The sequence below is a fragment of the Pseudomonas sp. FW305-7 genome (assembly GCF_058786735.1).
This window is the reverse complement of the sequence record NZ_JBYSZA010000021.1, coordinates 76,434-103,393: the sequence shown is the minus strand read 5'-3', so window position 1 is coordinate 103,393 and position 26,960 is coordinate 76,434. Positions and strand designations below refer to the sequence as shown.

Annotated in this window: 19 protein-coding genes; 3 read left to right on the top strand and 16 right to left on the bottom strand. The window is 60.2% G+C overall.

The annotated features are described in order from the left end of the window. Positions 1-341: 341 nt before the first annotated feature. From AC3WMT_RS22585 to AC3WMT_RS22560, 6 genes are read right to left on the bottom strand one after another with little or no spacing between them, the layout of a single operon-like run. Complete coding sequence (locus AC3WMT_RS22585; protein ID WP_103305296.1) at positions 342-2,084, bottom strand: ABC transporter substrate-binding protein; 1,743 nt, start codon at positions 2,082-2,084, stop codon at positions 342-344. Positions 2,085-2,132: 48 nt separating this feature from the next. Beyond that, a complete protein-coding gene (locus AC3WMT_RS22580; protein WP_103305295.1) occupies positions 2,133-2,405 on the bottom strand; it encodes a DUF2160 domain-containing protein in 273 nt (90 codons plus the stop codon). Between the two features lie 10 nt (positions 2,406-2,415). After that, positions 2,416-3,216, bottom strand: a complete 801-nt coding sequence (locus AC3WMT_RS22575; RefSeq protein ID WP_103305294.1) for a carbohydrate ABC transporter permease — start codon at positions 3,214-3,216, stop codon at positions 2,416-2,418. Between the two features lie 9 nt (positions 3,217-3,225). Then, the gene (locus AC3WMT_RS22570; protein ID WP_103305293.1) at positions 3,226-4,092 is read right to left on the bottom strand and encodes a carbohydrate ABC transporter permease; all 867 of its coding nucleotides are present in this window, start codon (positions 4,090-4,092) and stop codon (positions 3,226-3,228) included. After that, entirely contained in the window at positions 4,089-5,204 is a 1,116-nt protein-coding gene (locus AC3WMT_RS22565) for an ABC transporter ATP-binding protein (RefSeq protein ID WP_103305292.1), read from the bottom strand. The genes AC3WMT_RS22570 and AC3WMT_RS22565 overlap by 4 nt, the downstream gene beginning before the upstream one ends. Next, on the bottom strand, positions 5,204-6,298 hold the full coding sequence (locus AC3WMT_RS22560; RefSeq protein ID WP_103305291.1) for an ABC transporter ATP-binding protein: 1,095 nt from the start codon (positions 6,296-6,298) through the stop codon (positions 5,204-5,206). Before AC3WMT_RS22560 ends, AC3WMT_RS22565 begins: the two co-directional genes overlap by 1 nt. Positions 6,299-6,678: 380 nt before the next feature. Between AC3WMT_RS22560 and AC3WMT_RS22555 the strand changes: the two genes are divergently transcribed. Continuing rightward, a complete protein-coding gene (locus tag AC3WMT_RS22555; RefSeq protein WP_103305290.1) occupies positions 6,679-8,517 on the top strand; it encodes a sigma-54-dependent Fis family transcriptional regulator in 1,839 nt (612 codons plus the stop codon). A gap of 189 nt (positions 8,518-8,706) precedes the next feature. On the opposite strand, the gene AC3WMT_RS22550 is transcribed toward AC3WMT_RS22555, so the two are convergent. The 3 genes from AC3WMT_RS22550 to AC3WMT_RS22540 form a co-directional block, all read right to left on the bottom strand. Then, complete coding sequence (locus AC3WMT_RS22550) at positions 8,707-9,924, bottom strand: MFS transporter (protein WP_103305289.1); 1,218 nt, start codon at positions 9,922-9,924, stop codon at positions 8,707-8,709. Positions 9,925-10,248: 324 nt separating this feature from the next. Next, positions 10,249-11,631 (bottom strand): cysteine--tRNA ligase, encoded by a 1,383-nt coding sequence (gene cysS, locus AC3WMT_RS22545; protein WP_103305288.1) that lies wholly within the window; start codon positions 11,629-11,631, stop codon positions 10,249-10,251. A gap of 22 nt (positions 11,632-11,653) precedes the next feature. Beyond that, positions 11,654-13,354, bottom strand: a complete 1,701-nt coding sequence (locus tag AC3WMT_RS22540) for a glutamine--tRNA ligase/YqeY domain fusion protein (protein WP_103305287.1) — start codon at positions 13,352-13,354, stop codon at positions 11,654-11,656. A gap of 251 nt (positions 13,355-13,605) precedes the next feature. Between AC3WMT_RS22540 and AC3WMT_RS22535 the strand changes: the two genes are divergently transcribed. Beyond that, positions 13,606-14,112 (top strand): peptidylprolyl isomerase, encoded by a 507-nt coding sequence (locus AC3WMT_RS22535; RefSeq protein ID WP_103305286.1) that lies wholly within the window; start codon positions 13,606-13,608, stop codon positions 14,110-14,112. Further along, on the top strand, positions 14,109-14,861 hold the full coding sequence (gene lpxH / locus AC3WMT_RS22530) for a UDP-2,3-diacylglucosamine diphosphatase (protein WP_103305285.1): 753 nt from the start codon (positions 14,109-14,111) through the stop codon (positions 14,859-14,861). Before AC3WMT_RS22535 ends, lpxH begins: the two co-directional genes overlap by 4 nt. Positions 14,862-14,981: 120 nt before the next feature. Here the strand turns inward: lpxH and AC3WMT_RS22525 are convergent, their stop codons facing one another. The 7 genes from AC3WMT_RS22525 to AC3WMT_RS22495 form a co-directional block, all read right to left on the bottom strand. After that, positions 14,982-16,511 carry a DHA2 family efflux MFS transporter permease subunit gene (locus AC3WMT_RS22525; RefSeq protein WP_103305284.1) on the bottom strand — a complete coding sequence of 510 codons (1,530 nt, stop codon included), beginning with the start codon at positions 16,509-16,511 and terminating at the stop codon, positions 14,982-14,984. A 138-nt stretch (positions 16,512-16,649) separates the two neighbouring features. After that, positions 16,650-17,852, bottom strand: coding sequence for an HlyD family secretion protein (locus tag AC3WMT_RS22520; RefSeq protein WP_103305283.1), 1,203 nt, complete (start codon positions 17,850-17,852; stop codon positions 16,650-16,652). Between the two features lie 15 nt (positions 17,853-17,867). Further along, positions 17,868-19,337: an efflux transporter outer membrane subunit gene (locus AC3WMT_RS22515; RefSeq protein WP_103305282.1), complete on the bottom strand. Its 1,470-nt coding sequence runs from the start codon at positions 19,335-19,337 to the stop codon at positions 17,868-17,870. Further along, on the bottom strand, positions 19,327-19,809 hold the full coding sequence (locus AC3WMT_RS22510; RefSeq protein WP_103305281.1) for a MarR family winged helix-turn-helix transcriptional regulator: 483 nt from the start codon (positions 19,807-19,809) through the stop codon (positions 19,327-19,329). Before AC3WMT_RS22510 ends, AC3WMT_RS22515 begins: the two co-directional genes overlap by 11 nt. A gap of 254 nt (positions 19,810-20,063) precedes the next feature. Further along, complete coding sequence (locus tag AC3WMT_RS22505; RefSeq protein ID WP_103305280.1) at positions 20,064-21,389, bottom strand: HdeD family acid-resistance protein; 1,326 nt, start codon at positions 21,387-21,389, stop codon at positions 20,064-20,066. A gap of 118 nt (positions 21,390-21,507) precedes the next feature. Then, positions 21,508-25,182, bottom strand: coding sequence for a translocation/assembly module TamB domain-containing protein (locus AC3WMT_RS22500; protein ID WP_103305279.1), 3,675 nt, complete (start codon positions 25,180-25,182; stop codon positions 21,508-21,510). Next, positions 25,179-26,906, bottom strand: coding sequence for an autotransporter assembly complex protein TamA (locus tag AC3WMT_RS22495; protein WP_103305278.1), 1,728 nt, complete (start codon positions 26,904-26,906; stop codon positions 25,179-25,181). Before AC3WMT_RS22495 ends, AC3WMT_RS22500 begins: the two co-directional genes overlap by 4 nt. Positions 26,907-26,960: the final 54 nt, after the last annotated feature.

The following is a 26,960-nucleotide window of genomic DNA, read 5'->3' as shown; positions in this document are numbered from 1 at the left end:
CGCTCGCGATAGCGGACTGTCATTCAACGTCGATGTCGAAAGTCAGGCCCTCATCGCGAGCAGGCTCACTCCTACAGTGATTTGCGGTGTATGCGGAATATGTGACCACCACAGAAAATTGTGGGAGCTGGCTTGCCAGCGATGGCGGCGGGTCGGTCGATATCAGTGTGGAATGTCAGACCGAATCGCTGGCAAGCCAGCTCCCACAGTGATCTGCGGCGTGCCCGGAGTTTGTGAACATCACAGAAGCCTGTGGGAGCTGGCTTGCCAGCGATTCCGGTGGATCAGGTACAAATGAAAACGGCACCTTGCGGTGCCGTTCTCTTTTCACAGTTCAGCCTTTACTTCCGAGCATCCGCCCAGGATTTCAGCAACTCGTTATAGCTCACCGTCTCGCCCTTCGGCTTCTCGTTGGCCAGTTTCGGTTTCGGTGCGCCCGGCTGGTCAAACCAGTATTGCGCATCGCGTTCCGGGTTCATCTTCGGCGCACAAGTGGCCTGGGCCTTGGAGCGTTCCAGGCGCGTCATGATCGCGTCCTGATCCTTGGCCAAGCCATCCAGCGCCTGTTGCGGGGTTTTCTCGCCGCTGGCCGCTTCGGCGATGTGGCTCCACCACAGTTGCGCCAGACGCGGGTAGTCCGGCACGTTGGTCCCGGTCGGGGTCCATTGCACGCGGGCCGGGCTGCGGTAGAACTCGACCAGGCCACCGAGTTTCGGTGCCAGATCGGTCATCGCCTGCGAGTTGATGTCCGACTCGCGGATCGGCGTCAGGCCGACGATGGTTTTCTTCAGCGATACGGTTTTCGAGGTGACGAACTGCGCGTACAGCCACGCCGCAAGCTTCTGTTTCTCAGGCGTGGACTTCATGAACGTCCACGAACCCACGTCCTGATACCCGAGCTTCATGCCCTCTTCCCAATACGGCCCGCGCGGCGACGGCGCCATCCGCCACTTCGGCGTGCCGTCGGCATTCACCACCGGCAGGCCCGGTTTGGTCATGTCGGCGGTGAACGCGGTGTACCAGAAGATTTGCTGAGCGATGTTGCCCTGCGACGGCACCGGGCCGGACTCAGAGAAGGTCATGCCCGCCGCTTCCGGTGGCGCGTAGGCCTTGAGCCAGTCGACGTATTTCTGCGTGGCAAACACTGCCGCCGGACCGTTGGTGTCACCACCGCGGGTCACGCTGGAGCCGACCGGGTGGCAGTCCTCGACGCGAATCCCCCACTCGTCCACCGGCAAACCGTTGGGCAGGCCCTTGTCGCCGCCACCGGCCATGGAGAACCACGCATCGGTGAAGCGCCAGCCCAGCGACGGGTCTTTCTTGCCGTAGTCCATGTGCCCGTAGACGCGCTTGCCGTCGATTTCCTTGACGTCTTCGCTGAAGAATTTGGCGATGTCTTCATAGGCCGACCAGTTCACTGGCACGCCCAATTCGTAGCCGTACTTTTCCTTGAACTTGGCTTTCAGGTCGGCGCGCTCGAACCAGTCGGCGCGGAACCAGTAGAGGTTGGCGAACTGCTGATCGGGCAGTTGATAGATCTTGCCGTCCGGCGCGGTGGTGAACGAGATCCCGATGAAGTCCTTGATATCGAGGGTCGGTGAGGTGAAGTTCTTGCCTTCGTTGGCCATCAGGTCGGTGATCGATTCGGTCTTGCCGTAGCGAAAGTGCGTACCGATCAGGTCCGAGTCGTTGACCCAGCCGTCATAGATATTCTTGTCGGACTGCATCACCGTCTGCATTTTTTCGACCACGTCGCCTTCTTGCAGTAGGTCGTGGGTGAGCTTGATCCCGGTGATTTCGGTGAAGGCCTTGGCCAGCACTTTCGACTCGTATTCGTGGGTGGTCAGGGTCTCGGAAACCACTTTGATTTCCATCCCGCGAAACGGCTCGGCGGCCTTGATGAACCACTTCAATTCTTCGAGTTGCTGATCGGCCGTCAGGGTCGACGGTTTGAATTCACTGCCGATCCATTTTTTTGCCGCGTCTTCGTAGGCATCAGCCCACGCGGCGGCGCTCAAACCGCTGAGTGCCAGCATGGCTGCCAATGAAATGCTATGTCGCAGCTTATTGTTTTTGTCGAACATAGAGACCTCCTGTTTAGGATTTCGGAGCACGGTTGCCGATCGATTCGACTAGCCCCAACGCATCACAGCCAACAGCCACACCAGGGACAACGCGGACGCCACCCAGATGCTCCAGTCGGTGGCGCCGATGACCAGCAAATGCAGGTAGGCGCTGCCGAGAAGACCGATAAACAAGCGATCGCCACGGGTGGTGGCAATCGGCAGAAAACCTCGCCGCAGGATGCTCGGCGAGCGCAATTCCCACGTGGTCATGCCCACCAGCAGCAGACCAATGGCGATGAAGAACCCCGCTGTCGGGGTGGTCCAGCTCATCCATTCCATCATCAGTTCCTCAGACTCGACCGAGGGCAAAGCCCTTGGCCACGTGGTTGCGCACAAACCAGATCACCAGCATGCCCGGCAGGATGGTCAACACCCCCGCTGCCGCCAGCACGCCCCAGTCGATCCCCGACGCCGACACCGTGCGCGTCATCACCGCAGCAATCGGTTTGGCGCTGACCGAGGTCAACGTGCGCGCGAGCAACAGTTCGACCCAGGAAAACATGAAGCAGAAAAACGCCGTGACACCGATGCCGGAACCGATCAGCGGGATGAAAATCTTCACGAAGAACTTGGGAAAACTGTAGCCATCAATGTAGGCGGTTTCGTCAATTTCCTTCGGCACCCCGGACATGAAACCTTCGAGAATCCACACCGCCAACGGCACGTTGAACAGGCAGTGCGCCAGCGCAACGGCGATGTGCGTGTCGAACAAACCAATCGACGAATACAACTGGAAAAACGGCAGCAGAAACACCGCCGGTGGCGCCATGCGGTTGGTCAGCAGCCAGAAGAACAAATGCTTGTCGCCGAGAAAACGATAGCGGGAAAACGCATAGGCTGCCGGCAGCGCCACGCTCAGCGAGATCACCGTGTTCAAACTCACGTAATACAGCGAGTTGAGATAACCGGTGTACCAGCTCGGATCGGTGAAGATCACCTTGTAGTTCGCCAGCGTGAAATCCTGCGGAAACAGCGTCAGGCCGCCGAGGATTTCGGTGTTGCTCTTGAAGGACATGTTCAGCAGCCAGTAGATCGGCACCAGCAGGAACAGGATGTACACCAGCAACGGAATAAGCTTTCTTTTGCTCATGGCCGGGCCTCAGCGGTTGGCGTCGGAGTGCGTCATGGCGGTGTAGAACAGCCAGGACACCAACAGGATGATCAGGAAGTACACCAGCGAAAACGCCGCTGCCGGACCGAGGTCGAATTGCCCTACAGCCATCTGCGTCAACGTCTGACTCAAGAAGGTCGTGGCATTGCCCGGCCCGCCGCCGGTGAGCACGAACGGCTCGGTATAGATCATGAAACTGTCCATGAAGCGCAGCATCACCGCGATCAGCAGCACGCTCTTCAACTTGGGCAACTGAATGTGGCGGAACACCGCCCAGGCCGAGGCCCGATCGATGCGCGCGGCCTGGTAATACACGTCGGGAATCGCCCGTAGCCCGGAGAAGCACAGCAGCGCCACCAGTGAAGTCCAGTGCCAGACGTCCATCACCAGCACCGTGACCCAAGCGTCCATGGTGTTGGCCGCATAGTTGTAGCTGATGCCCAGCGCATTAAGACTGGAACCGAGCAGGCCGATGTCAGCGCGGCCAAAGATCTGCCAAATGGTGCCGACCACGTTCCACGGAATCAGCAGCGGAATCGCCAGAATGATCAGCACCAGCGACGACCAGCGGCCCTTGGTCGGCATGGTCAGAGCGACGGCGATGCCCAGCGGGATTTCGATCAACAAGACGCAGGCCGAGTAGATGAACTGGCGCAGCAGCGAGTCATGCAGACGCGGATCGAGCAGCACTTGCTTGTACCAGTCGGCGCCGACGAAGTAGCGGCTGGACTGGTCGAAGATGTCCTGCACCGAATAGTTGACCACGGTCATCATCGGGATCACCGCACTGAACGCCACCAGCAGAAACACCGGCAACACCAGCCACCAGGCCTTGTTGTTCTGCACCTTGTTCATGGCTGCACCTCGTTTTCTTCAGGGGCTTCGAGCAGAAACTCATCGGCATAGACCATCAGCCACTGCGCCGGAAAACTGATGTACGCCGTGCCCTGCGGCACCGGTTTGTCTTCAGCCAGGCGCACTTTCAACGGCGCGCCGTCGAGGTCGAGGGTCATGATCTTGTAGGTGCCGAGGTCTTCGACGTGTACGACCCTGGCCTGCATCGCGTCGTCAAACGGCTCGTCCCACACATGAATAAATTCCGGGCGGATACCGACCTTCAGATTTTTCCACTGGCCGTGTTCGATATGCCGCTGCAAGGCGTCGGACAACGGCAGGTGGGTCGAGGCGAAACCGACGCCGCCGGGCTGCGGCTGCACTTCGATCAGGTTCATGCCGGGGCTGCCGATGAAGTAGCCGACAAACGTGTGGCTCGGCCGCTCAAACAATTCCCGTGGGGTGCCGAACTGGACGATCTGGCCGCCGTACATCACCGCGATCTTGTCGGCGAAGGTCGAAGCCTCCAGCTGATCGTGGGTGACGTAGACCATGGTGATGTTGAACTGCTCGTGTATCTGCTTGAGCTTGCGCCGCAGTTTCCACTTCAGGTGCGGGTCGATCACCGTCAGCGGTTCATCAAAGAGGATTGCCGAAACGTCGTCACGGACCAGACCACGGCCCATGGAGACTTTCTGTTTTTCATCGGCGGTGAGGTTACGGGCCTTTTTGCTCAGCAGGCTTTGCAGATCGAGAACCTCGGCAATTTCCTGCACCTTGCTGTGCACTTTCGCCTCGGCCATGCCTTGATTGCGCAGAGGGAAGGCGAGGTTGTCGAACACGGTCATGGTGTCGTAGACCACCGGAAACTGAAAAACCTGGGCGATGTTGCGCTTCTCCGGCGTCAGGTCGTTGACCGCTTTGCCGTCGAACAACACGTGGCCCTGCGAGGGGCTGAGCAGGCCGGAAATGATGTTGAGCAAGGTCGACTTGCCGCAGCCCGACGGGCCGAGCAAGGCATAGGCGCCGCCCTGCTCCCAGACGTGGTCCATCTCGCGGATCGCGTAATCCTCCGCGCCGCTCGGGGTTTTGCTGTAGCTGTGGGCGAGGTGCTGCAAACGGATTTCGGCCATCAGGCAACCCTCGCGACGCGCCGGCCCGGTGCTTGCACCAGACGGCCCTGCGCATCGAAAACGAACAGTTTGTGGGTCGGGATGTAAATGCGGATCGGCGCATCGACGTCGTATTCGTGAACACCGGGCAGGTGCAGCACCAGCAGGAAATGCTCGTTGCGCACGTGCAGGAAAGTTTCCGATCCGCTGATCTCGGCGACTTCAACGGTCACCGCCAATTCCAGATCGTCATCGTTGCTCGGCACCAGCGAGATGTGGCTCGGGCGTACGCCGAAACGGAACTCACCCTCGCCCACCGGACGCAAATCGACGTTCAACGGGAAGTGCACGAAGTTGGCGAAGCTGACTTCATTGCCGGCGATGCGCCCGGGCATCAGGTTGATCGGTGGCTCGGAGAACAATTCCGCCGCCAGTACCGATTGCGGCTGGTGATAAACCTCGGTCGACGGGCCGCTCTGGATCACCCGGCCTTCATGAAGAATGGTCGTGGTGCCACCGAGTGCCAGCGCTTCGTTGGGCTCGGTGGTGGCGTAGATGGCGATGGTGTGGCGCAGCTTGAACAGCTCGCGCATTTCCTGGCGCAGTTCTTCGCGCAGTTTGTAATCGAGGTTGACCAGCGGCTCGTCGAACAGGATCAGTTCGGCATCCTTGACCAGCGCGCGGGCCATGGCGGTGCGCTGTTGCTGGCCGCCGGAGAGTTCCAGCGGATAGCGGTGCAGAAACTTCTCGATGCGCAGCATCTTCGCGGTTTCCTGCACCTTGCTGTGGATAATCTCTTTTGAGACACCGGCCTGCCGCAACGGCGAGGCGATGTTTTCGAACACGGTCATGGTCGGGTAGTTGATGAACTGCTGATAGACCATCGACACGTTGCGCAAACGCACCGGCCGCTGGGTGACGTCGACGCCGTTCATCAGGATGCGGCCGCTGTCGGGTTTGTCCAGACCGGCCATCAAACGCATCAGACTGGTTTTGCCGGACAGGGTGCGGCCGAGCAAAACGTTGAAGGAACCGGGTTCGAATTTCAGGCATGCATCGTCGATCCAGGTCTGGCCTTCGACGGTACGGCAGACGTGCTCCAGGGTGAGTGACATGGCTCGGCCTTTTTATTATTGGAGTCAAGCGACCTGTGCACTGGAGCGACTTTCGTGCCAGAAATGGCAAGCTGTTGATTTGTCGTAAAAATCGCTGAAAGCGCAGGGAAACGGCGTTCAATGCTGAACACATTTGAACAGTGGGCGATTGACAATGAACAATAGTGAACAACACTCTATGAACGCTTTTTGCCCGGATTTTTGTGAACACAGATCACCTGTAGGAGTGAGCCTGCTCGCGATAGCGGTCTATCAGACATATTTGCACTGACTGACACACCGCTATCGCGAGCAGGCTCACTCCTACAATTGATCTGTGCAGGTTTCAAAGATTGGGCCCATAACAACAATAAAAATCGCTGCATCAGAGGCCCATTGCCATGGCCGCACCTGCCCCGCCGCTGTCCCACGACGCCCTCGTCCAGAGTTCCTGGCAACGTTGCCGCGCCTTCGGCCTCGACCACCAAAGCACTCCGGCCTTTGATCAACTGCCCGCCGCCGGCATCGCGCACCTGCTCGATAGCCATCACTCGCTGGTGCAGACCACCCACCAGGAAGTCCTGCCCTACTACGAAAACATCCTGAGCAATTCCAACTGCCTGATCATGCTCGCCGACAATCAGGGCCAGGTGTTGACCTCATGGGGCACACAACGCTTTATCGAGCCGAGTCTGGCCCGGGGTTTTCAGCCGGGGGCGAGCTGGATCGAACGCGCCAGCGGTACCAATGCGATCGGCACTGCGCTGGCCTGTGAGCAGGCGGTGCACATTGAACACGATGAGCATTTTCTCAAGGCCAACCGCTTCATGACCGGCTCCGCCGCGCCGATTTTCGACGCCGAGCGCAAGGTGATTGCGGTGCTTGATGTGTCCAGCGACAGCTATCTGCCGCCCTCGCACACTTTGGGCATGGTCAAGATGATGAGCCAGACCGTGGAGAACCGGCTGATCCTCAACCTGTTCCATGGCCAACATTTTCAACTGACCTTCAACACCGGATTGAACAACCTCGACAGTCAGTGGGCCGGATTGCTGATCTTTGATGAGAGCGGCCAGGTGCTGTCGGCGAATCGGCGGGCGGACAATCTGCTCGGTGTGCGCTTGTCGCGGGTCAGCGTCGAGAGTCTGTTCAAGGTGTCGTTGCTGGAGTTGATCAATCAGCCGGACGGTTTGCCGTTTGCCTTGCAGACCTCCGGTCGTAACCGCTTTCAGTGTCTGTTGAAGCGGCCGAAACAGGCGCCGATTCAAGCGCGGGTATTTGTTACTGAGGCCAAACCCGCCGCGCCGACGGCGATCAGTCTCAATACCCTGCACTTTGGCGACAGCCGCGTGGAAAAAGCCGTGCGCCAGGCTGAGCGCTTACTGGAGAAAGACATTCCCCTGTTGATTCACGGCGAAACCGGGGTCGGCAAGGAAGTGTTCGTCAAAGCCCTGCATCAGGCCAGCTCACGGAGCAAACAGGCATTTATCGCCGTCAATTGCGCGGCGATCCCCGCTGAACTGGTGGAGTCTGAGCTATTTGGCTACGAGAAAGGCGCGTTCACCGGCGCCAACCAGAAAGGCAGCATCGGCCTGATTCGCAAGGCTGACAAAGGCACGCTGTTCCTCGATGAAATCGGCGACATGCCATTGCCGACCCAGGCGCGGTTATTGCGGGTGCTGCAGGAACGTTGCGTGCAACCGGTGGGCAGCAGCGAGTTGTTCGCGGTGGATTTGCGGATTATCTCGGCGACCAACCGCTCTTTGAGGGAACAGGTGCAATTGGGGCGGTTTCGTGAGGATCTTTATTACCGCATTGGCGGACTGACTCTGGAACTGCCGCCGCTTAGGGAGCGCAGTGATAAAGAAGCGTTGTTTAAACGACTGTGGGAACAGCATCGTGAACCGACGCAATGGGCAGGGTTGAGCCGTGAAGTGCTGGAGCTGTTTGGCCGTCATCCGTGGCCGGGGAATTTGCGTCAGGTCAGCAGTGTGATGCAAGTGGCGCTGGCCATGGCCGAGGAACAACCAGTGCGGCCGGAGCATTTGCCGGATGACTTTTTTGTTGATCTGGAGATGGAGCCGGTTGAGACCTGCGCGCCGCTTGGGATTGATTTAAATGATAGCGAGGCATTGAACCGCGAACTGCAATTGGCCGGGGGGAATATTTCGCATCTGGCGCGGCGGTTGGGGGTGAGTCGGAATACGCTTTACAAGCGGTTGCGGCAGATTGAAGGTTGAGTGAACCCCACTCCCCTCATCGGAACGCCGCCCGCCTATCCCTCTCCTCCAGGAGAGGGAGCTGACCGAGGTGTCTGGCGCTGGACATCGACCTGAAACATCGTGGCGATTATGGATTCGGCGCAAATCACTCAGGTCGGTGTATCTCGTGAGCATCCCCCATTCAGTCCCCTCTCCTGGGGGAGAGGGCTAGGGTGAGGGCAAAAATTCCGGATCGACCTGCACAGCCGAAGCCGCCTCCAATGTGCGCAACCCCACCAGTACGACCACCACCATCATCAACCCTGCGCCAATCGCCACGCCGAATCCCACTCGCGCGCCGTATGCATCGATGACCAACCCCGCCAGCATACCGCCCAGCGCAACGCCGATGCTGATGCCGGTGGTCATCCACGTCAGCCCTTCGGTGATCCGCGACGGCGGGATGATGATCGTCCCCAGCTTCATGACCACGACCATCGTTGGCGCAAACGAAATGCCGGCAATAAACAGCGTCCCTGACAGGACGTAAACATCCGCCGCAAAAATCGGCAACACGCCGGTGAACGCCGTGACCAGGATCCCGATCAGGAACTGTTTTTCGATCGCCAGCGAAACCCTCATCGCGCCGAACGTCAGGCCCGCCACCAGTGAACCGAACGCATAGGCGGCAAGGATAAAGGTCGCCGACGCTGGCCAGCCTTGCGCATTGGCGAACGCCACGACGGCAACATCGATTGCTCCACCGATAACGCCCATCGCCAACAACGCGAGGACAATGGTGCGAACGCCGGGGATCAGCAAGGTCGAGCCGCCATGGCTGGCCTGGCCCACGACAACCTTGGGTTCCGTCTGGCGTTGCAGGAGGAACGCCGTCACTCCGACGGCCAGCAACCCGACCGCGACCAGTGGCCCGGCCTCGGCGAAAAAACTCACGCTCAAGCCGATCGCCAGCGGCGGACCGACGATGTAAGCCATTTCGGTGAGAACCGTGTCCAGCGAGAACGCCGTATGCAATTGCGGTTTGCCCCGGAACAACTGCGTCCAGCGCGCGCGGATCATCGACGGCATGCTCGGCATCGTCCCCGCCAGCGCGGCCAGAACGAAGAGCAACGCGGCGGGTGCACGCAAATAGACGGCGATGATCAGCGCCAGCAACATGCCAATGCTGAACGCCGTGACGACAGGCAGCACGCGACTCTGGCCATGTTGATCGACCCGTTTCGAGATGTGCGGGCCGAGCAGCGCATTGGCGAGGGTGAACGTACCGGCGACGGCACCGGCCAGCCAGTACACACCGGTTTGCTCAACCAGCATGGTGATGATGCCAATGCCGATCATTGCCTGCGGCAACCGCGCAATGGAACTCGCGAGCACTAACCCCGTGGCGCCGGGCGTTGTTAGCAGTTCGCGATAGTGATTAGCCATGGTGTCTCCCTTCCAGAATCGTCGCTGCTCAGCATCCCGCTGAACGCGTTGCCGACATCAAGACCTACGCGAACATCAAAAGCAACCCTCACCCCAGCCCTCTCCCGGAGGGAGAGGGAGCTGACCGAGGTGTCTGACGTGATGCAGCGACCTGAAAGAACCAGTCGATTATGGATTCGGTGCAGCACGTTCAGGTCGGCGTATTACTTGAGCATCCCCCATTCGGTCCCCTCTCCCTCTGGGAGAGGGTTAGGGTGAGGGGCTTTTCTCGCAGCCAAACAAAAACCCGCACAAGGCGGGTTTTGTCTGTAACAAGTACGGTTCTCAGTCAGCCAGACGCCAGGTAGTCCCACCCTTGCCGTCTTCCAGCACAACCCCCATCACCGTGAGCTGATCACGAATACGGTCGGACTCAGCCCAATCCTTACCCGCCCGAGCCGCCAGACGCGCAGCAATCAGCGCATCAACCTCAGCCGCATCGACACGCCCTTCAGCGCCCGCTTGCAGGAAGTCGTCAGCCTCAAGCTGCAACACACCCAGCACACTGGCCAGCTCTTTCAGACGTGCCGCCAGACCGGCCGCCGCGTCGAGATCGCTCTCACGCAGACGGTTGATCTCACGCACCATCTCAAACAGCACGGCGCAGGCTTCCGGCGTGCCGAAGTCGTCGTTCATCACCGTGGTGAAACGCTCGACGAACGCTTCGCCGCCAGCCGGCGCAACGCTCGGCAGGCCTTTCAACGCGTGGTAGAAACGCTCGAGTGCGCCTTTGGCGTCCTTGAGGTTGTCTTCCGAGTAGTTGATCGCGCTGCGGTAGTGGCTCGACACCAGCAGGTAACGCACGACTTCCGGGTGGTACTTGTCGAGCACGTCGCGAATGGTGAAGAAGTTGTTCAGGGACTTGGACATCTTCTCGCCATTGATACGGATCATGCCGCAATGCATCCACGCGTTGGCGTAGGTCTTGCCAGTGGCCGCTTCGCTCTGGGCGATTTCGTTTTCGTGGTGCGGGAACTCCAGGTCGCTGCCGCCGCCATGAATGTCGAAGGTCTCGCCGAGGCAGCAGGTGGACATCACCGAGCACTCGATGTGCCAGCCCGGACGCCCGGCGCCCCATGGCGATTCCCAGCTTGGCTCGCCCGGCTTGGTGGCTTTCCACAGCACGAAGTCCAACGGATCCTGCTTGGCTTCGTCGACTTCGATCCGCGCACCGATGCGAAGGTCTTCGATCTTCTTGCGCGACAGTTTGCCGTAGCCCATGAACTTGGCGACGCGGTAGTACACGTCGCCATTGCCCGGGGCGTAGGCGTAACCCTTGTCGATCAGCGTCTGGATCATGTTCAGCATGCCCGGAATATGGTCGGTGGCACGCGGTTCCATGTCCGGCTTGAGGATGTTGAGGCGCGCCTCGTCCTCGTGCATCGCCGTGATCATGCGCTCGGTCAGTGCGTCGTACGGCTCGCCGTTTTCGCGGGCGCGATTGATGATCTTGTCTTCAATATCGGTGATGTTGCGCACGTAGGTCAGGTTGTAACCGCTGAATCGCAACCAGCGGGTCACCAGGTCGAACGCAACCATGCTGCGGCCGTGGCCAATGTGGCAGTAATCGTAGACGGTCATCCCGCAGACGTACATGCGCACATTGTTGCCATCGAGCGGCTTGAAGACTTCTTTGCTCTTGGTGAGCGTGTTGTAAATCGTCAGCACTTTTAATTTCCTTGACGCTGAATCACTGGCCCCACGAATCACGCAGGGTCACGGTACGGTTGAATACCGGCTGACCTGGTTTCGAGTCCTTGATATCCGCAACGAAGTAGCCTTCGCGCTCGAACTGGAAACGGTCTTCCGGCTGTGCATTGCCCAGCGAGGGTTCTGCACGACAACCGGTCAGCACTTGCAGTGAGTCAGGGTTGATGTTGTCGAGGAAACTGGCGCTGTCTTCGGCCTTCTCCGGATTCGGAGAACGGAACAGGCGATCGTACAGACGCACTTCGCACTCGACGCTGGCGGCGGCCGGCACCCAGTGGATCACGCCTTTGACCTTGCGGCCTTCAGGGTTCTTGCCGAGGGTGTCCGGGTCGTACGAGCAACGCAGTTCGACGATGTTGCCGTCGGCGTCCTTGATCGCTTCGTCGGCACGGATCACGTAGCTGCCGCGCAGACGCACTTCGCCATTCGGCTCCAGACGCTTGTAGCCCTTTGGCGGCTCTTCCATGAAGTCATCGCGGTCGATGTAGATTTCACGGGCGAACGGCAGCTTGCGCACGCCGAGTTCTTCTTTCTGCGGATGACGTGGCAGTTCGAGGTTGTCGACCTTATCTTCCGGGTAGTTGGTGATCACGACTTTCAACGGACGCAGCACGCACATGGCGCGCGGGGCGTTCGCGTCCAGGTCCTGACGGATGCTGAACTCGAGCATGCCGAAGTCGACCACACCGTCGGAACGGTTAGTGCCGATCATGTCGCAGAAGTTGCGGATCGACGCCGGCGTGTAGCCACGGCGGCGGAAGCCCGACAGCGTCGACATGCGCGGGTCGTCCCAGCCATTGACGTGTTTCTCGTCCACAAGCTGCTTGAGCTTGCGCTTGCTGGTGATGGTGTAGTTGAGGTTCAGACGGCTGAACTCGTACTGACGCGGGTGCGCCGGCACTGGCAGTGCGTCGAGGAACCACTCGTACAGCGGACGATGGCTTTCGAACTCCAGGGTGCAGATCGAATGGGTGATGCCTTCGATGGCGTCCGACTGACCGTGGGTGAAGTCGTAGTTCGGGTAGATGCACCACTTGTCACCGGTCTGGTGGTGATGGGCGTGGCGGATGCGGTACATGATCGGGTCGCGCAGGTTCATGTTCGGCGAGGCCATGTCGATCTTCGCGCGCAGCACGCGGGCGCCGTCCGGGAACTCACCGGCGCGCATGCGGGCGAACCAGTCGAGGTTCTCTTCAACCGAACGGTCGCGGAACGGGCTGTTCTTGCCCGGCTCGGTCAGGCTGCCACGGTATTCCTTGGCCTGCTCAGGGGTCAGGTCGTCGACGTAGGCCTTGCCAGCCTTGATCAGCTCCACCGCCCAGTCGTGCAACTGGTCGAAATACTGCGAGGCGTAGCGCACTTCGCCGGACCATTCGAAGCCCAGCCATTTGACGTCGCTTTCGATCGCGTCGATGTATTCCTGGTCTTCCTTGGCCGGGTTGGTGTCGTCGAAACGCAGGTGCGTGACGCCGCCGAACTCCTGGGCCAGGCCGAAGTTCACGCAGATCGACTTGGCGTGGCCGATGTGCAGATAGCCGTTTGGCTCAGGCGGGAAACGGGTGACGATCTGGGTGTGCTTGCCCGAGTCCAGGTCTGCCTGGATGATCGGCCGCAGGAAATTGACCGGCACGGCAGGGCCGGACTTGGCATTCGAGGTAGGGTCGACAGTGGGCTTGCTCATAGGATCCTTGACTTACATGTGCGCGGCCGCAAAGGGGGGCCAGACAAAACAAAGCCGCTATCATAGCCGATGCTGTCAAGGGGCTGACAGAGCACGGCCTATAAAGGAGCGCATTTAATCGCCGGGATTTGAAAAACAGCCTCGAAATTCGCGCCTGTCACGCTAAACTGCGCACCTTGGCCGATGCAGGCTGAACCGGTTGCGGGGCCTGGCGCTCCAAAACCACGAATTCCTTATAAAGAGTAATGACCATGACTCAAGTCAAACTGACCACCAACTTCGGTGACATCGTCATCGAACTGAACGCCGAGAAAGCCCCGATCACCGTGGCCAACTTCATCGAGTACGTCAAAAAGGGTCACTACGAGAACGTTGTGTTCCACCGTGTGATCAAGGGCTTCATGATCCAGGGCGGCGGTTTCGAGCCTGGCATGAAGGAAAAGAAAGACAAGAGCCCAAGCATTCAGAACGAAGCTGACAACGGTCTGAAGAACGAGAAGTACACCCTGGCCATGGCTCGCACCATGGAGCCGCATTCGGCATCGGCGCAGTTCTTCATCAACGCCACCGACAACAGCTTCCTCAACCACACCGCCAAAACCGCTCAGGGTTGGGGTTATGCCGTATTCGGCAAAGTGGTTGCAGGCACTGACGTTGTCGACAAGATCGAAGGCGTTTCCACCACGTCCAAAGCAGGCCACCAGGACGTACCAGCAGACGACGTGATCATCGAGAAAGCCGAGATCATCGAAGCGTGATACTGCTGATTTCAGACTTGCATCTGGAAGAGGAGCGCCCGGACATTACCCGGGCGTTTCTGGATTTGCTCGCCGGACGCGCCCGCTCGGCGAGTGCGTTGTACATTCTGGGCGACTTTTTCGAGGCGTGGATTGGCGACGATGCCATGACGCCCTTCCAGCGTTCCATCTGCCAGGCCCTGCGCCAATTGAGCGACAGCGGCACGGCGATTTTTCTGATGCACGGCAATCGCGACTTCATGCTCGGCAAGGCCTTTTGTAAACAGGCCGGCTGCACACTGTTGAAGGACCCGAGTGTCGTGCAGTTTTACGGCGAGCCAGTGCTGTTGATGCACGGCGACAGCCTGTGCACTCGCGACGTTGGCTATATGAAGCTGCGGCGCTATCTGCGCAACCCGATCACCCTGTTTATCCTGCGGCACCTGCCGCTGAGCACCCGGCACAAACTGGCGCGCAAGCTGCGCAGCGAAAGCCGGGCGCAGACGCGGATGAAGGCCAATGACATTGTTGATGTCACGCCTGAGGAAATCCCGCGGATCATGCAGGAGTTCGGCGTGAAAACCTTGATCCACGGGCACACCCATCGTCCGGCGATCCATAAGCTGCAGCTCGGTGAGCAAGCGGCGAAACGGATTGTGCTGGGGGATTGGGATCGTCAGGGCTGGGCGTTGCAGGTCGATGAGAGCGGGTATGCCTTGGCGCCGTTCGACTTCGCCCCGCCGCCAGCCCTGCCCGCCCCCGCCCTCTAAAGATCACTACTATCCCTGTGGGAGCGGGCTTGCCCGCGATGAGGCCATCACATTCAACACCTCTGTTGACTGGAAATCCGCCATCGCGGGCAAGCCCGCTCCCACAGGTTATGTATTGCCTTAATGTCCGGAAGCGGCCGGCCCTGCCTTCGCCGCAAACGGCGGTTTCGCCAGCCACACAATCAGAATCAACCCCATAAAGCCCCAGCCCAGCAACGTGAAGTAATCCACGGTGGAGAGCATGTACGCCTGGCTGGTCAAAATCTGATCCATCTGCGCATAAGCCGATTGGCTCGCCCCGCCTAAATGGTTCAAGGTCTCGCGTGTCGCCGGCTCATAGGTGCTGATGCTTTCACTCATGTACGCATGATGCTGATCAGCCCGACGAATCCAGATCCACGTGGTCAGCGATGCCGCAAAGCTACCGCCCAGCGTTCGCAGAAAAGTCGCCAGCCCGGCACCGTCAGCGATCTGGCTTGGCGGCAAGTCCGACATCAGGATGCTCAGGGTCGGCATGAAGAACAGCGCCACGCCAATGCCCATGAACAGCTGCACCAAAGCGATGTGCTGGAAGTCCACTTCATTAGTGAACCCGGCGCGCATGAAGCAGCTCAAGCCAATCGCCAGAAACGCCAGACCGGCCAGCAAGCGCAGGTCGAACTTGTTCGCGTACTTGCCGACAAACGGCGACAGCAGCACCGGCAAAATACCGATTGGCGCCACCGCCAGCCCCGCCCAGGTCGCGGTGTAGCCCATCTGGGTCTGCAACCACTGCGGCAGGATCAGGTTGATGCCGAAGAACCCGGCGTAACCCAACACCAACACCAGCGTGCCGATGCGGAAGTTGCGATGGGCGAACAGGCGCAGATTCACCACCGGGTGCTGATCGGTCATTTCCCAGATTATGAACACCGCCAGCGCGATCACCGAAATCGCCGCGCCGATGATGATGAAGTTCGACTCGAACCAGTCCAGGTCATTGCCCTTGTCGAGGATCACCTGCAAAGCGCCGACGCCGATGATCAGGGAGATCAGGCCAACGTAATCCATCGGCTGACGGCTGGTTTCCACCGGCCGTTTGGCCAGTTGCGAACGCACCACCATCACCGCGAAGATGCCGATCGGCACGTTGATAAAGAAGATCCACGGCCAGCTGTAGCTGTCGGTAATCCAGCCACCGAGAATCGGCCCGGCAATCGGCGCGACCACCGTGACCATCGCCAGTAACGCCAAGGCCATGCCGCGCCTCGCGGGAGGATACACGGCGATCAACAGGGTTTGCGTCATCGGGTACAGCGGCCCGGCCACCAGACCTTGCAGGACACGGAAGCCGATCAGCTCGGGCATCGATGTGGAAATACCGCAGAGAAACGAGGCCAGCACAAACAGCATGGTCGCCCAGAGAAACAGCTTCACCTCACCGAAACGGCGGCTGAGCCAACCGGTCAGCGGCAGCGCAATCGCGTTACTTACGGCAAATGACGTAATGACCCAGGTGCCCTGCTCCGAACTCACCCCAAGGTTGCCGGATATCGTCGGCAGCGCCACGTTGGCGATGGTGGTGTCGAGCACTTGCATGAAGGTCGCCAGCGACAGGCCGATGGTGCTGAGCAACAGGCTGGGCGGCGTGAAAGAGGCGTTATTGCTCATTGTGAATCCTATGAAACCTGATGGTCGCCGCAGCCCTGTAGGAGTGAGCCTGCTCGCGATAACGGTGTATCAGTCGAGGAAATTGGGTCTGATACACCGCTATCGCGAGCAGGCTCACTCCTACAAGGTCAGTGCAGATCAGCGTTGAGCGGTTTTGCTCACCGCAGCGCTGTTGTCGTGGATCAGTTGGGCAATCATCGCGTCGGCTTCGGCCAACTGGCGGTCGTAGACGTTGGTGCTGAACGAAGCTTTTTGCGGTGGTTGCTGAGCCAATACCGGGCCGCTCTGGTCATGCAGGTTCACTTCAACGTTGGTCGACAGGCCGACGCGCAGCGGATGCTTGGCCAACTCTTCGGCGTTGATGTGAATGCGCACTGGCACACGCTGAACAATCTTGATCCAGTTACCGGTGGCGTTCTGCGCCGGCAGCAAGGCAAACGCGCTACCGGTACCGGCGCCGAGGCTGTCGACGGTGCCGCTGTATTTCACGTCGCTGCCGTAGATGTCGGACTCGATGTCGACCGGCTGACCGATGCGCATGTCACGCAGTTGGGTTTCCTTGAAGTTGGCGTCGATCCACAACTGATCCAGCGGAATCACCGCCATCAGCGCGGTGCCCGGCTGTACGCGCTGACCGAGTTGCACGGTGCGTTTGGCCACGTAACCGGTGACCGGCGCGATCAAGGTACTGCGCGCGTTGGTCAGGTAAGCCTGACGCAAATCGGCGGCGGCCGACATCACGTCCGGGTGCGACGACACCACGGTGTCATCGACCAGTGCGCTGGTGGTTTTCAGTTGCTGCTTGGCGTTGGCCAGGGCGTTTTGCGCCGAGGTCAGGTCGTCGCGGGCGTGGGACAGTTCTTCCTGGGAAATCGCCCCGCCGGCAGCGAGGTTCTTGCGGCGGTTGAAGTTGTCCTGAGCCTTCTGCACTTCAGCCTGTTGCGCGTTGACCTGGGCTTTCATGCCGTCGACGTTGCTATACAGACCGCGCACCTGACGCACGGTGCGCGCCAGTTTCGCCTGCGCGCTTTGCAGGCCGACTTCGGCGTCATTCGGGTCGAAGTTGATCAGCACCTGACCTTCGTGAACCAGATCACCATCGTCAGCACCAATGCTGACCACGGTGCCGGTCACCAACGGAGTGATTTCCACGACGTTGCCGTTGACGTAGGCGTCGTCGGTGCTTTCGTTAAAGCGCCCGATGAACTCGTGATAGGCCCAGACGCCAGCGCAGGAGAGAAGGACGACAACGGCCAGCACCACCAGCATGACTTTGCGTTTGCGCGGATTGCCGGTGTCGGGGGTGTTGTCTTGAGCTTGAGTGTTTTCGGCAGTGGCCATGACAAATACCTTGAATTAGTTGTGCGGCGTGGCTGGGCTGGCGTTGGCTGCGGTCAGGGTTTCACCCTGGAAGCCGCCGCCCAGCGCTTGCATCAGTTGAATCGACAGGTCGATCTGCTCGGCATTGAGGTTGGCCAATTGACGCTGGGCCTGCAGCAATTGCTGCTCGATGCTGAGCACGTCCAGGTAGTTGCCGATGCCGGAACCGTAACGCTGGACGACGGTGTTGTAAGAGTCCTGAGCAATCTCGGTGGCGTGTTGCTGCGCACCGATCTGCCGGCCGATGTCACGCAACTGATTGATCGTGTCGCTGACATCGCCCAGTGCTTTCACCAGACTTTTGTTGTACTGCGCCACCGCCAGATCGTAATCGGCGTCGCGCGCATCGAGGTTGGCGCGCAGGCGCCCGCCGTCGAAGATCGGCACCGAAATGGTCGGGGCAATGTTGAAGAAGCGACTGGCGGAACCGAACATCGCGTCACCCAACAAGGACTCCGCGCCGGCCGAGGCCGTCAGGTTCAGGTTCGGATAAAACTGAGTCTTCGCCGAGTCGATGTCTTTGCTCGCCGCCTCTACACGCCAGCGGGCGGCGACCAGATCCGGGCGACGACCGAGCAGTTCTGCCGGCAAGACCGACGGCACCGCGACAGCGCTGGCTTGCAGGACTTTCGGCCGGGCAATTTCATTGCCGCGATCCGGGCCTTTGCCGAGCAACACGGCCAAGGCGATCTTCGCGCTGTTCAGGCGCTTTTCCGCATCGATCAGGCTGGCTTCGGAGCTGGCCTCCAGACTTTGGGTTTGCTGGAACTGGTACTGACTGTCGATCCCCGAACTCAGGCGACGCTGGCTCAGGTCGAGCATTTGTCTGGTGCGCTTGAGGTCGTCGTTGGCCAGGTCATAAACGATGTGCGCCTGACCGAGATCGCTGTAGGCACGGGCGACGTCGGCAGCCAGCGTCAACTGCGCGGCCTGACGGTCGACTTCAGCGGCGCGGGCCTGACCGAGTGCAGCTTCCCACGCATCGCGCTGGCCGCCCCACAGGTCAAAGTTGTAATTGAAACCGGCGCTGACATTACGCACGGTGGCGTAGGCATCGCCCTGCCCGCGCGGATCCTGATCCTTGGCCAGACGCGAACGGCTGATGCCGGCGCTGGCGTCGAGGGTCGGATAGCGTGCGGCGTCGGCGGCATACGCGGCGGCGCTGGCCTGATGGGCGCGGGCTTCGGCGATCTGCATGTCCGGGCTGTCGTGCAGGGCTTCGCGGATCAAACCGTCGAGTTGCGGATCGCCGAGGCTGGTCCACCAATCGCTTTTCGGCCAAGCGGCCGGCGACAGAGTCACGCCGTTCAGGGACTGGCCGACTTTCAGGCTTTTCGCATCAAGGTTCTTGCCGTGGGTATCGAGGCCGCTGTAGTTGGCGCAACCGGCGAGGATCATCGCCGACAGCACCAGCGTCAGGCTGCTGCGCAAGGTTTTACCGCTCATTGTGTTCACCTAACCGCTGGATAGTGATCGGGTCACCGGCTGCCAGCAGGATTTTCTTGAGAATGTATTCCAGGGTTTTCAACTCGTCCGGGGTCACGGCGCCGGCCAGTTCATTCATGGCGTCGGCACCAATGTGCGGCAGGCGATCGGCCAGTTGCTGGCCTTGCTCAGTGAGCTTGAGCTGCACCTGACGGCGATCGCCTTCGCTGCGTTGGCGAGCCAGAAAGCCTTTCTGCTCCAGACGATCGAGCATGCGCGTCATCGAACCGCTGTCCAGCGACAGGTGCCGGCACAGCTCGGCCGGGGTATCGACGCCGAACTGAGCCATGATGATCAACACCTTGAACTGCGCGGCGGTGATGCCGTGGGGTTCCATGTGGGTGTCGATGATCTTGTCTTTGAGCAGCGCAGCACGGCCAAGCAACAGGCCGAGGTGGCAGTGTTTGAATTCGTCCGGGGTGAAATGCTTCATTTGCTCACCTAATAACTGCCTAGGCAGTGAATGTATGTCGAGATGTTACTGCCTAGGCAGCGAATGTCAATGGAATAGTTAGGAGGCTTGGTAATTAGTTGACCAATGGACTGGGGTTTTGTGTTGCACAGGCGCACGCCATCGCTGGCAAGCCAGCTCCCACAGGGTTCTCGGGCGTACATGAATTTTGTGTACGACACAGATCCTGTGGGAGCTGGCTTGCCAGCGATTGAGGCGACTCGGTGGAATGCCGGTCAGGACTTGTCAGAAGGGTTCGCAGGTGGCGGCTGCACCGGATGCACCTCACGCCCACGCAGGGCCGTGGCGACATACCCGCAGGCGCGCTTCGCCCCCGCGTAAAGGCCATGCCAGCCCGGTGGCGCCGGCTCGATGGCCGCATGCAATGCCCGCGCATAATCAAGCACCAGCCCCGGCGTCCAGGCCATCGCCTCGGCGCGTTTGCGCACTTGCGCCGCCACCCAGAACTCGGGGCTGGTAATGATCCGGGCGAAATCAAGCATGCTCGACTGGCCCCGATTCATCGCCCCCTCAAGGGCCGCTTCGAGGCTATGGGCGACGGCACTGGAACAATTGCGGCTAGTGAGGTTGTACGTGGTGTTCTGCCGATAATCCGCCCAGAACGCCGCCAGCCGCCGGGCATCGTAATGGGCAAAACTGACCTGCACCGATGACGGACACCAGTCCGCCACCTCGCCGGCATAGTCAGGCAGAAACCTGCCGGCCACATCATTGTTCGGCGTCGCCCGCAACAACCGGACGAAATCCCCCGCCGATCGATCAATGTCGTCCAGCGGGTAATGGCTGATGTAGATGTCCGGGCCACATGCCAGTGCCGCGTGGCCGGCAGAGATCACGCCGTTGATGTCGACCGCCGCGATATAGCGGTTGAGCAGGCGGTTGCGTACCAAGGTGTCGTCAACCGTGCCACTCGGTGTCCAGACGTGGATCACCAGCGCGGTGCTGGGTGCCGGCGCGCTGACCGAGAAAGGGCTTAACGGCGACTGCCAGTTTTTGAAGCGCAAAGACTGCCGCAGCAAGGCGCCGCCCGAGAGAAAGAGGCTCATGCCAATGCAGAACGGCACAGTGCCCTTATAAAGCGTCGGGTACGGTTCGAGGATGAACAGGCCAAAGCCGATTTCGAACAACCCCGTGAGTAATGACACTTGCCAACCGACAAAGCGCACCACTACCGCCGCCGCCAGCCGAAAGCCGCCATCAAGCAGAAACGCCACACCACACAGCACTGCCAGAATCAGGCTGGCAGCATGTTGCCTGTCGACGATCAGCAGTCCAAGTATCAGGAAAGCCAGACCTCGCACTTTGCGCAGAGCAGTAGCAGTGGCGGTGCCGGTTTGCGGTGCCGGCACCAGCAGAATGATCAGGGCTTCGAGCAACAACAGATAGCCGAACACATGCAGCGGGAAATACAAAACGCCGTCCAGCGCATCAATGAAAATGGCTACACCGGCCGCCCCCCAGACGATGCCCGTCAGCGCCAGCGCCGACCAACGCTTGCGGACAAAATCGTTACCGAGCAAAACCATACTCAAGCGAACCATAGGCTTCCCTGTTGTCTTCGGGCAGCCGCAAACCGCGCAGCTTTCGAGCTGCGCTGAGTCTAATACATTCGGGCAATGCCGGATCGCTGCGGTGCGATCCGGCGATGGGGAGCGCGACCTAGAAATCGCGCTTGTAGAAGATATCCAGCGAGCTGGCGACGCCACTGGCCGCCTCGACATAAACCTTCTTGCTCAGTTTGTAACGCAGCGCGATGGTGTTGGCCGGCTCAAACACGCCGACGCCATAACGCAAACTGAGTTTCTCGGAGATGTTGCCGCTGGCGACCACGCTGGTGGTGTTGCCGCTGCCCTGAGTGTCGAGCTGGAAGTCCTGAATCCCCAGATCCTTGGCCAGGCTGCTGGTGACTCCCGAACTGCCCATCAAACCCAGACCCAACGCCGCTTGCGCGAGCATGTTGTTGTCTTCGCCGTTGGTGCTCAGAGGGCGGCCCAAGACCAGATAGGACAACGCCTGCTCCTGACTCATGGCCGGCTCGGAGAAGATCTGCGTGGTCGGTTGCTCGGCGCTGCCGCTAAGGCGAATACCGGCGATGACGTCGTCGGTCTGGCGGATCGCTTCGATGTCCAGATACGGTTGATCGATGGGCCCGGCAAACAGCAGGCGCGCACGCCGCACCGTCAGGCGTTGGCCGTAGGCGCGGTATTTGCCGTCGTTGAGCCACAGCTCGCCACGGGTGTCCATGTTGTCGCCGATGTGCACATGCCCTTGCAGGTTGGCGGTCAGGCCGAACCCGGCGAAGCTGAGTCGGTCCTCGCCGACCACCACATCGATGTCCATTTTCATGGCCATCGGAGGCTTGCCCTCTTCGGTCTGCGCACCGACGATGATCGTGTCGTCGGAGACTTTCACCGTGGATGGCGGCAATTCACGCACGGTGATTTCACCTTTGGGCACCAGCACTTTGCCGGCGATCTTCAACTCGTCGCCGGCCATGGAGATTTTCAGATCCGGCGCCACTTCCAGCTTGGCGTAAGGCTCGACGGTGACCGGCAGTTGCGTGCCTTTCAACGCCAGATCGACCATCAGCGCCTGGCCCCAGGCGACGTTACCGCTGAGGCTGCCCTGCCCGGTCTTGCCGCTCTTCCAGCCGCCGTCCAGACGCACCGACTCACCGGCAATCACCGCTTTGAGTCGCAGGTCCTGCAGCTCCGTCGGCAATTCGGCGCCCGATACCTCGCCATCGCTGAGTTGCACGGTGCCGTTGACCAACGGCGCCAGCAGCCCGCCAGAAATCGTGCCGCTACCGTTGAGGCGTCCAGTGAGCTTTTCGACCATCGGCACAAACGGCCGCGCCACCGACAGATCCAGCCCGCTGAGACGGAACGAGCCGCTCAGCGGTTTGTTTTTCGGCAGCGGATTGAGCTGCGCCTGCACCATCAGTTCACCGAGTTTGCCGCCGACGAAATTCAGTTCGGTATCGACACGCTTGGGCGTCAGTTTGCTGGTGAGCTTCAGGGTCTGGTAAGGGAAATCCAGCCACTGATCCTTTTCCTTCATGCGCAAGGTGCCGCCGCTGGCGTCGATGCTGATCACACCGTTCGGGCCGCTGGCCGGCAGATCCAGTTGCAGGTCGGCGTTAAGCTTGCCCTGCCAGGCGAAATCCTTGGGCAGCCATTGCGCCAGGCTTTCGATCGGGAACTGCTTGAGGTGGTAACGCAGTTTCGGATCGGGCATCAGCCGTTGATCCTCACCACACAGACTGGCGCTGCCGGACATCCAGCAATGGGCGCCGAAGTTGATTTTGCCGTCAGCCAGACGTTCGAGTTTCGCCGGGTTTTGCAACTTCCAGTCCTGACCGCCGGCCTGAATATCACCGCTGGCCAAGCGCCCGCGCCAGTTGCCCTTGTCCAGATTGCCGTCCAGACCCAGAGCCAGTTTCAGCTTCGGGCCGAGCAGATCGAGACTGAGTTTCTGGTTCTTGATGTCGCCCTGAGCGCTGGCGGTCAACACGCCCAGATTGGTATCGCCGGCCTGAATTCCGCTGCCCTTCAGATCGATCTTGGCTCGTTGCGCACTGTCGAGCGTGGCGTCGAGGTTGAGGCTTTGCAGGCGATTGTCCTGAAACGCCAGTTGCGAACCTTGCAGACCGAGTTTGCCTTGCGGCGCCTTCAGCGTACCGGCGACGTTGACCTGACCGTTGATCTGCCCGCGCAGTTCTGGCCACAGCTGGGCCAGCCGCGCCAGCTTGATGTCGATCTGCCCGGTGAGTTTCTGTTGCAGGCTGCCTTTGCCGCTGATGCTGTTGTCGCCGAGGCGGATTTGCAGGGCATTGAGGTTCCACTGTTCGCCAGCACCATCAGCCTTGGCTTGCAGAATCGCCGGTTGGCCGCGCAGTTTGCCCTTCAGGTCGAGATCGGCGGTCAGGCTCAGGCGTTCGTTTTTCATTTCGCCTTGGCTTTTCAGCGGGCCGGCTAAAGTGCCCGGCAGCTCGGCGACCCAGTACGCCGGGTTGAGCGCCGACAAGTCCAACGCGGTGTCCCAGGCGATACCGTCAGCGAACTGCACGTTGACGTGACCTTCAGCCTTGCCCTGCCCGGCTTGCATTTGCAGTTGCGGCAAAGCGATCTGTTTGAGGTTGCCACTGAACGGACTACTCAGACTGAATGCCCCCGCCGGGCCGTCGAGGGCGGCGGCGAAGTTACCGATGTATTGACCGTCGGTGTAGGAGACTTCGCCAGTGAAGGTACGCAAGGCGACTTGCGGCTCGTCGATTTCGTTATAGAGCCGATGCCACGGGAAGTCCTGCCAATTGACGTTGGCTTGCGCCGTGAGGCCTTTGCTCCAGTCGACGCTGCCGGTGAGTTTGAGGCTTTGCTTGTCGTTGGCCGTCAGATCGAGGCCGGCGATTTGCGCACCGCTGGCGTCGACTTTGCCGGTGAGCAGCAGCGCCACCGGGCCTTTATCCGCCGGCAGCGTGGCGGTGCCGTTGAGCTGGTAACCGTTTTTCAGATCGCCTTCGCCGGTCAGCAGCAATTGATTGAGTTGCAGGGTGTCGGGAAGATCGGCGCTCGGTTTGAAGGCCTCGCTGGATATGCGCACCTTGGCCGGGAGGTTTTCCGCCAGCGGTTGCAGCTCGCCAGTCAGTTGACCGTCGAGGTAGCCACGGCTGTCGGCGTGCAAGTTGAGGGTTTTCAATAGATCGCCGTCGATTTTCAACGCCAGCGTCCAGGGACCGGTGCCGGGAGACGGCAGGGTCAGATCCCCGGCGATGTTCAGCGGCCAGTTACCGGTCGGCGTGAGTGTTCCGGACAGGTTCAGGCTGAGCTCGTCGCGCTGCAATTTCACGCTGTCGATCTGCATGCCCTGGGCCGTCCAGTGCGCCGCCAGTTGCAGGCCCTTGAGCTGCTCGCTGCCGTTGAACAGCAAGCTGCCGACCTGCACGTCGCCGAGTTCGATCGCTACGGGCAGTTGCAGATCCGGCAGTTTGATCGGACCGCTTTCAGTGCTTTCTTCACTCGGCGGGAATTGCAGGATGACCTGATCAGCCTTGAGCTGTTCGATGCACAGTGTCATGCGGGTCAGGCACAGCGGTGACCAGGCGAAAATCGCCTTGTTCAACTCGACGCGGCTGCTGTCCTGCTGCCACAACAGATGATCGGCGCTCCACTGCCCAGCGAGCCGGCCCTGGAAATTCTCCACGCTCAAGCCCGGCACCAGACCCAACACCCAGCGGCTGCCCGCCTGGGTGCCGAGCACGGTGGCGATGCTCAAGACAACAAAAAGCACCAGCGCCAACAGCGCCAGCGCCGCAATTTTCAAACCACGCTTCACAGCTCAGGCCCCATGGAAAAGTGCAGCCGGATGCCGCCATCGTCGTCCAGCGCATGGGCCAGGTCGAGGCGGATCGGCCCTACCGGCGAGACCCAGCGCACACCAATACCGACCCCGGTCTTGAGGTTCGGCAGTTCGAGTTTGTTGAAAGAGTTGCCCTGGTCGACAAAGGTCGCGACCCGCCATTTCTCGGCAACCGAGTATTGATACTCGACGCTGCCGGCGACCATGTAGCGGCCACCGATGCGGTCGCCGTCGGAGTTTTTCGGCGACAGGCTCTGGTAGTCGTAACCGCGCACGCTCTGATCGCCACCGGCGAAGAAGCGCAGCGACGGCGGCACCGAGTTGTAACCGTTGGTGGCGCTGCCGCCGACCTGCACACGGCCGAGGAAACGGTGTTTGTCGAACACCGTGGTCAGGCCTTTGACCAGCGCGGTGCCATACAGCAGGTTGTTGTCGGAACCGACGCCCGCCTTCGCCACTTTGCTTTCAAAAGTCAGGCGATAGCCGTTGTGCGGGTCGATGCGGTTGTCGCTTTTCAGGTAGGAATAGCTGATGCCGGGCATCAGCAAAGTACTCAGGCCGGAGTCGTCGCCGAGTTCATATTCTTCGCGCTGCCATTTCAGCGAGATCACGCGCTGCCAGCCGCTGGGCAACTTGCTGTGCCATTCCGGGCCGAAGGTCAGCAGTTTGCTCAACGTATCGGAGCCGTCGATATCTTCAAATTGATAGCCGCCGGCCCAACGCAATTTGTCAGTCAGTGGCGGGTCGAGCGGAATGTCATAGAACAGCCCGACGTTTTGCCGTGGCGCGGAGATTTCCGCTTCCCAGCCATAACTGTCGCCTTGCGGGTTGACCCAGTGGCGTGTCCAGTTGGCTTTGACCCGCGGCCCGACGTCGGTGGAATACCCGAGGCCCAAGCCCATGGTGCGCGGCTTGCGCGTGTCGAGTTTGACGTCCACCGGGATCACGTCGTTTTTCGCCGCGGTCGGTGCGGCATCGACGCGTATGCCTTCAAAATAGCCGCTCGATTGCAGGTCGCGATTGAGTTCGGCGATCAGCTCGGAGTCGTAGGGCTCGCCTTCCTTGAACGGCACCATGCGTTGCAGCAGGTCTTCGTCGAACGGCGTGTCGCCCTCGAATTTGACTTTGCCCAGCGCATAACGCGGGCCGCTTTCGTAGATCAATTCGACATCGGCGACGCCAGCGCGTGGGTCGACCAAAAGCTTTTGACTGGTGAAGTGGCCGCTGAAATAACCGAAGCGCGAAGCCTGATTCTGGATCAGGCGCTTGGCGTCCTCGTAGCGACCATGGTTGAGCACCGCGCCGGATTTGAGCACGTCGCTGTTCGGCACACGAAAGGATTTGAGGGAAGCAGCCGGGCCGTCGACGCGAATGGTGACGTTGCGCAGGCGAATCGGTTCGCCGGGATCGATTTTCAGGACTAGACGCGGTTTGTCCCCGCCCTTGACGTCGCTTTCGATCTGCGGCTGATAGTAGCCCAACGCCTGAGCCGCCTTGCGCGCCTGCTCTTCGGCGCCGCGACTGAAGCGCAGCAAGGCTTCTTCGTCGCGATCGCCGAGGCTGCCGATATAGCCTTCTATATTGGCCTTGAGTTCATCGTTGGACGGTTTGATCCGCACATCCAATTCACTTTGCGCCAGTGCCGCACAGCTGGTTAACAGCATGAGCACGCCACTGGTAAATCTTCCTGGAAACTTCATAGGCGCGGATGCTATCACGAGCTTGGGAGCGTGATAGAGCCTGGGGTGCCGGTA